A 4,417-nucleotide genomic window follows, 5' to 3' on the forward strand; every position below is an offset into this window, starting at 1 on the left:
TGATACGTTGGCCGGCTGTGCTACGGCAGGGCCCACTTCTGGTTGGGGCCGGTGTGGCAGGCCCACAGATGGACCGGTGTGCCATCGTTCCAGGTCCCCCCGGACGCGTCGAGGCACTTGCCGGACTGCGGGTTGCGTACAGTGCCGTCGGCCTGAGGCTGCCATGCCTGGGCCGCACTGCCGTTGCAGCCGTAGAGCTGCACCTTCGTGCCGTCGGCAGTGCCGGCGTTGTCGATGTCCAGGCACTTGCCCAGGGCGCGCACGGTTCCGTCACCGGAGACCGTCCACTTCTGTGCCGCGGTGCTGTTGCAGTTCCACAGCTGGATCTTCGTGCCATCGGCGGTGCCGCTGTTGTCCACGTCCAGGCACTTGCCGTTGACCCCCTTCACCTCGCCGGTCCGGGAAGTCGCTCCGGGCAGCTGGTTCATCGTGTACCAGGCCTCGGTGCTCCAGAGCTGTTTGCCGTCCGTCGCACTGAAAGGACGGGCCGAGCGCACATGGACGACTCGGTCGGCCTTGAGCCCGGGGATCGTCAGCGTGACCGTCTTGCGGTCGGCGGACAGGGTGGCCGACTGGGCGGTGAGGCTCTCCTCGTCGACCTTGGGGCCGCCGTATGCCGCGGTCGGCACGTAGCGCCACTGCTTGATCTTGTAGCGCCCGGCCAGGTCGGCCGCGGTCTCCGTCGACACCGGCTGGGTGTACTCCAGCTCGAAACCGCCCGGGACGGCGCGCATCGCGCGGATGTCGAAGGCGTTGGTGCCGTTCGGCGTCAGCTTCTGCAGACCGTGGCTGAGCTTGCCCTCCTGGCCCCAGTTGCCGCCCGCACCCAGCCCGCCTGCGTAGAGGGCGCCGTCCGGGCCGACGCTGATCCGGGTGACACCGGCTTCCAGCCCTTGCGTGAGGCGGAAGACCGCCCCCTGGTACTCACCGCCGACCTTCTCCAGGAACGCACGCTGGATGCCACCGTACGTCACGTCGCCGAACAGCATCTGACCGGCGAACGGGCCGTCTTCCAACTGGAGAGGCGTGCTGGGCGAGTTGGCTATCTCGTTCTGCGGGAGCCACAGCACCGGTTTGGTCACCGGCTGGGAGTCGAAGGGCCCGTCCGGGTTCATGTAGTGGTTGAAGAAGCGGTCTTGCCTGATGTGCACCAACTTCGACGAGGGCAGCCAGCCGCCCTGGTTGTCGGTGACGAACATGTCGCCGTCCGGGCCCCAGCCGATGCCGTTGGGGGTGCGCAGACCACCGGCGACGTAACTGACCGCTCCGTTCTCCTTGTTCACCTTGATCGTGGTCCCGCGGTTCGGTGCCGGCTGTGGGTCCGTGGTGGCGCCGCCATAGTTGATCGACACCGACAGGTTCAGGTAGAAGAACCCGTCCTTGTACAGCAGGCCGAAAGCGAACTCGTGGAAGTTGTTGCCGAACGGCCAGGTGGCAATCCGCTTGTACTGATCGGTGACGTCGTCGCCGTTGGTGTCGTTCAGTTCGGTCAGCTCGTGCTTCTGGGAGACATAGAGCTTGCCGTCCACGTACTTGACGCCCATCGGCTCCTTCAGGCCGCTCGCGATCTTCTTGTACGTCACCTTGTCGGGTCCGGTTGCCCCGGTGACGTTGCTCAGCAGGTACACCTCGCCCGTGCTGTTGTCCGTGCCGCCCCAGGTGGTCACCGCGAGGCGGCCGTCGGGCAGCCAGTCCATGGCGGAGACCTGCGGTTCGAAGCCGCCTGGCCGCAGGTTCGTCAGGGTGTAGTTCGGGTGGACCTCGGTCAGGGGCAGTCCGTCACCGGGCGTGTCGAGGGCGCCTTCGCACTCTTTCCGGCCGGGCGAGGTGACGCGTACGACGCCGGCGTCGGTGCTCAGCACCGAGTTCGGTACGAGGCTGAAGCCGGTGGCGTCCGGGGGCTTCCAGGAGAGCGTGATCTGCTGGCCTCCGCCCGCCTCGAAGTGCTCGATGCGCAGAGAGTGGTAGCCGGCCGTCAGCGAGACCGTGCCGTCCTTGGGCAGATCGGAGCCGTGCAGTCCGTCGTGGTCGATGACCAGCTTGTCATCGACGTAGAGGCGGGAGCCGTCATCGCTGGCCAGGCGGAAGGTATGGCTGCCGGCCGCGGCGACGTCGAGGTTCCCGGTGACCTGGCTGACGAAGTTGGACGCCAGCCCGAAGTCTGCGTCGGAGGTCCAGTTGATCACCGACATCTTCTTGTCGATGTTCGGGGTCTGTCCGGGCTTGAGGGTGCAGATCTCCTTCAGCGACGTCTGCACGTCGAAGACGCGGAGCGTGACACCGGGTTCCTGCGGGGGAAGAGGTGCGGCCTCGGGGGGAGCCGCGATCGCGGGAACCGACAGGCCGAGAGCCAGTAACGGGACGGTGAGTGACACGGCCAGACGTCTGCCGAGTCGGTGGGAGAACAGCCGTGGATACACGTGACCTCCTGTAGGTCCCCCGAGGCCGGGGAACGTGAATGGGGCAATGTGCAGAATCCACCGCCGCCGGAGCGCGCCGTCGTTCCGGATACGGAGAGTGCGGAGATGCGGAAGGTGACGCTCGGGGCACGTACCGTCGCCTCACCGCCACGTCGCACACAGTAAGGACTTCCCCCGAGCGCGTCCATGCTTTGTCACGAGCGTGCACAAAGCTCTCGGTAGATTTCATGAAGTCCTCGTCTGCGAAGCCGACTTGGGCTCGAAGAGGCAGACCGAGGATCATCACCCCGGGGTTCCTTCCAGTCGCTTCGTCCCTCTGCTGGAAAAATTACGGCCATGTGCGAAAACGAATAGCTTCCTGCCTTGTACCGAACGACAAGGGCGGAACGCTCTCCCTCCGGGATACCCGAGCCCCTCGGCGCGACGGCGTGCGTCCGTGCTCCGTATCCCCGCCCCGTCAGCACACGGAGGATGCGCGTGCTCAGGAGACTCACTCGACCTCTCACGGCGCCGGCCCGCGCCTTGCTCTCCGCCGCGGGCGTTCTCACCGCCGAGCGGAGAACCCGCCGACGCGACACCCGCACTCGTGGCGGCCTCCGCAGCCGACGCGTTGCAACAAGCCACCCTCGCCCAGGGAGTGGCGGAGACCGGTGAGCCCGTGACGCTCGCCGTTCTGCTCAGCAGGTCAGTGCTGCACACCTCACGGGACGGTACCCGCTGCCTCACTGATGCCGCAGGCATTACCAAGCCGGCGGGGAACTGCTCGGTTGACGTGGTGGTCGCGTCCGGCGACGTAGGAGGGGCAGGGCCGGTAGCCGGTGCGTAGGCAGAAGGTCAGGGCACGTGCTGTGCGAGGTCTTCCAGGAGGTGCCGTCCGATTCCGTGGCCTAGGTGTATTGCCCTGGGAGGTTGGCGACGTACATCCCCGTACGATCTCTGCGGTGTGCTCGCCAAGGAGGCGTACTCCGCCGCACTCGATTGCCTCTTTGCCGACGTGAGCGATGAGGAAGGGACCGTCTCGCTCGACCTGGCCCTCAAGGTCGCCGAACGCCTCCGCGTCAGTGAAGTCCGCCCCCTTCGGGCATGTCTCACCGATCCCAGCACAGCAACACCTGACTGCCCGGCCGCTGCATGCAGCGGCCGGGCAGTCAGGTGGGGCAATCAGAGTGTCTTGAGCGCGTTTGCGATGGTTTCGGTGATGGGGGTGGTGGGGCGGCCGATGAGGCGGTTGAGGTCACCGGGGGTGCCGGCGAGCAGACCGCGGGCGAGGGCGTCGTCGATGTCGATCAGCAGGCCGGCGATCGCTTCGGGCAGTCCCGCCTGAAGGAGAGCGGTCCGGCGTTCGGCGGGGGCGAGGTTGTGGTAGGTGACCTCGGTGTCGGCCCGGCGGCTGATCTCGGCGGCGAGGCCGGTGAAGGTCCAGGCCGTGTCGCCGCTCAGTTCGTGGATGCGGCCCTGGTGACCGTCTTCGGTGAGGACGGTGGCGGCGGCCGCCGCGAAGTCGGCGCGGGTGGCGGAGGCCGCCTTGCCGGTGCCTGCGTTGCCGTCGATCCGGCCACGCTTGAGGGTGTCGGCGAGGCCGTTGAGGTAGTCGTCGCTGTAGAAGCCGTTGCGCAGCAGGACGTGCGGCAGGCCGGAGTTGCGGATGATCTCCTCGGTGGCCTGGTGGTCTTGGCCGAGGGTGAAGTCGGCCTCGGGGCCGCCGAGGATGCCGGTGCAGGCGAGCAGGGCGACGCCTGCTGCGGGGGCGGCGTCCACGACCGTCCGGTGCTGGGGGACCCGCCGGCCCAGTTCGCTGCCGGAGATGAGCAGGACCTTGTCGCCGGAGTGGGAGGCGGTGGCCAGGGTGCCGGGCTGGTCGTAGTCGGCGATCCAGATCTGGACGCCGCGGGCGGTTCCCGCGGGAGGGCCACGGGGCAGCCGGCCCGCGGAGGAATTCGCGGCGGCCCGCCGCGGCGAGGGATTGGCCGTCGAGGTCGTGATGGACCTGGAGCAGG

General features: G+C 67.7%; 2 protein-coding genes. Both read right to left on the bottom strand.

Annotated features, from left to right (window positions below; translation table 11 throughout):
- Window positions 1–20: 20 nt before the first annotated feature.
- Window positions 21–2,420 carry a ricin-type beta-trefoil lectin domain protein gene (locus VN520_RS28935; protein WP_414719979.1) on the bottom strand — a complete coding sequence of 800 codons (2,400 nt, stop codon included), beginning with the start codon at window positions 2,418–2,420 and terminating at the stop codon, window positions 21–23.
- Between the two features lie 1,161 nt (window positions 2,421–3,581).
- Window positions 3,582–4,340 (bottom strand): NAD(P)H-binding protein, encoded by a 759-nt coding sequence (locus tag VN520_RS28945; RefSeq protein ID WP_325749909.1) that lies wholly within the window; start codon window positions 4,338–4,340, stop codon window positions 3,582–3,584.
- Between the last annotated feature and the right edge of the window lie 77 nt (window positions 4,341–4,417).

This window comes from Streptomyces sp., assembly GCF_035563135.1.
In the GTDB taxonomy this organism is placed as follows: domain Bacteria; phylum Actinomycetota; class Actinomycetes; order Streptomycetales; family Streptomycetaceae; genus Streptomyces.